The organism is Alteromonas sp. AO-Serp (assembly GCF_017849675.1).
Classification (GTDB): domain Bacteria; phylum Pseudomonadota; class Gammaproteobacteria; order Enterobacterales; family Alteromonadaceae; genus Alteromonas; species Alteromonas macleodii.
Genome location: NZ_JAFLMX010000114.1, coordinates 1 through 2,336, shown reverse-complemented (window position 1 = coordinate 2,336; position 2,336 = coordinate 1). Strand labels below are relative to the sequence as shown.

The window sequence follows — 2,336 nt, the reverse complement described above, 5'->3', positions numbered from 1 at the left end:
AGCCTGATGCAGTGTCATGTTCACGTTAGGCCACTTGCCCTAAATAGCTGCGCAGCAGTTCATTAAACGCAATTGTGTTTGTAATGCTTGATGCATGCCCGCCGTATTCCATGACCGACAATTCGGCGTTGGGCATAGCTTCAGCCAGCATCTGTGAACGCTGCCACGGCACCAAGGTGTCGTCTTTGTTGGCAAGCGCTAACGTTGGTGTGGTGATGGCGTGCAAACTCTTATCAATATTGAACGTACTAAGGGCACCAATGCGGGCGAGCAGGTTTTCCTCGTTAGGGAAATGGTTGAGTAAGTGCGCCTCTTCCTCTGCCAAGTGAGCGGCATTCGCGGCTATCCAATCAGGCGGAAACAGCAGCAGCGCCTGAAGTTGCAAATACATGTCCTTTCTGCCTGCCGCCAGTAACGCTTTGCGTATATTAAAGCAGCGCAATGTGTGTGGGTTTGCACTGCTCCATGCGTTTACCAGCACTAAACTTTGTAAAAGCTTAGGTTTAGACAAAGCAAGCTCAAGCCCCACCAAACCACCCAGCGCGTGACCGACGAAATGGCACGCTTGCACTTCAAGTTTTCTAAGAAGTGCAGCGAGTTCATCCGCCATATGTGAAATGCTGTAATTCGCTGGCAAGTCTCCCACACTTTTGTTGGTGCCATAATGGTCGTAAGTGATCACTCTGTAGTCTTGGGCAAAGTCGCCCAGTTGCGGCTGCCAAAATTTAGCTGCCCCGCTTAGCCCCGAACTAAACACAATCGTGGGGGCGTCGGGCGACGTCAGACCGTGTATTTCGTAATGTAACTTGTTACGCATTTCGCCGTTCATTTCGCCGCTAATGTGGGCGTAACTTGCCTGCACTTCAGAATGCATAAAGCTCACCTATATAAAACCAGTGGGCGCAGTTCGCGGGAAGTCCAAACATAATCGCCTACCCAATGTGTGCTACAGACGCAATTTCAATTAAGGCTTCAGGCTTTACCAGCCCAACCTTAATGCAGTAGCGCGCTGGCTTTTCACCTGGAAAGTATTCGGCGTACACCTTGTTTACCGCGGCGTAGTCATCCCAATCGGTAATAAAAATTGAGTTGAAGGTGACGTCATCCATAGTGCCGCCCGCTTCTTCGATAACACTTTTAATGGTTTCTAGAACGTGGCGTGTTTGTGCTTCCGCGTCGCCGACGTGGACTACGTCGTTGTTTTCATCAAACGGTAAGGTACCTGACACATATAAAATATTGTCAGCCATAGAGCCTGGAACAAAAGGGGCTATTGGCGTTGATGTACCTGCTGGAATAATGGCTTTCTTTGGCATGTTCTTATCCTTTTCATTGCGCTTTCTATGCATTGCTGCCTAGCGCCTATAAATGGTTTATTTCAAATCGTGCAAACTGATTTATCGCGTTGTTTTTGTCTGTGTAGCTAGTTGAAGCTAAGAAGAAACGCCTAACTCCCCCCTTCAAACACTTCACAGAACTGCGCGGTGGTAGACACCCACCCGAAAAACGTCTGAATGTTGAAAAGTGAGGCCTCGTGAATATCTGGCGGGCCAGCTTGATATGCCGCATCGGCCAGCACCACACCAAAATATTCCAGGTGAAAGCCATCGCGCAGCGTCGACTCCACACACACGTTAGTGGCAATGCCGGTAAACACTAAGTTGCGAATACCGCGTGCGCGCAGCATGCTGTCTAAATTAGTATTGTAAAAACCGCTGTAACGGGTTTTCGGTATAACGATGTCGCCATCTTGAGGCTTTAGGGCATCGACAAGCGCGTAATCCCATGTCCCCTTGGCGAGCAAACTGCCCTTAAGTTCTGGTTGTTTACGCATGGTTTTAAGGGCATTAGATTTGTACCAGTTCGGCGAACCTGGGCCGCCCGCCTCTTTATAGTCGGCATCCCATCCATTTTGTAAAAACACCACCGGCATACCAGCAGCCCGTGCGGTTTCCAGTACCTTAACGGTATTCTCAATGACTGGTGCCGTGGTAGACACATCAAAACCCGCTTTATCTAAGTAACCGTTTTTACTGGCATAAGCGTTTTGCAAATCCACCACAATTACAGCAGTTTCAGCAGGGTTTAACGTCAACGGTTCAGGCTTAGCTGGTAGTACGGGCTGCCCTGTTTGACGTGCTTGAAAGCACCCTGAGACCTCAAATATTTCACCGGCTGACATTAGGCGGCTCCCGATGTGCTAAGCAAGTGCTGACGGGATTTCATTAGCGGCTGAATTTTAGTGCCGAAATCATCCATGCCTTTAAGGAAGTCATCGAAGGTCAGCAATACACCTTCACAGCCCGGCACTGTGGCTATTTCATCAAGCATAGAGG

The 2,336-nt window shown here is 49.1% G+C and carries 3 protein-coding genes; all 3 read right to left on the bottom strand.

Features of this window, described 5'->3' with window-relative positions; genetic code table 11:
• Positions 1-25 precede the first annotated feature (25 nt).
• Complete coding sequence (rutD, locus tag QVA83_RS08655; protein ID WP_197040352.1) at positions 26-874, bottom strand: pyrimidine utilization protein D; 849 nt, start codon at positions 872-874, stop codon at positions 26-28.
• 58 nt (positions 875-932) lie between these two features.
• Positions 933-1,316 carry a pyrimidine utilization protein C gene (gene rutC / locus QVA83_RS08650; RefSeq protein ID WP_014950778.1) on the bottom strand — a complete coding sequence of 128 codons (384 nt, stop codon included), beginning with the start codon at positions 1,314-1,316 and terminating at the stop codon, positions 933-935.
• Between the two features lie 131 nt (positions 1,317-1,447).
• Positions 1,448-2,182, bottom strand: coding sequence for a pyrimidine utilization protein B (gene rutB / locus QVA83_RS08645; protein WP_156078860.1), 735 nt, complete (start codon positions 2,180-2,182; stop codon positions 1,448-1,450).
• Positions 2,183-2,336: the final 154 nt, after the last annotated feature.

Excerpts from the sequence above, each read along its gene's own strand:
- rutB (WP_156078860.1), bottom strand. The coding sequence starts at position 2,182 with ATGTCAGCCGGTGAAATATTTGAGGTCTCAGGGTGCTTTCAAGCACGT.
- rutC (WP_014950778.1), bottom strand. The coding sequence starts at position 1,316 with ATGCCAAAGAAAGCCATTATTCCAGCAGGTACATCAACGCCAATAGCC.
- rutD (WP_197040352.1), bottom strand. The coding sequence starts at position 874 with ATGCATTCTGAAGTGCAGGCAAGTTACGCCCACATTAGCGGCGAAATG.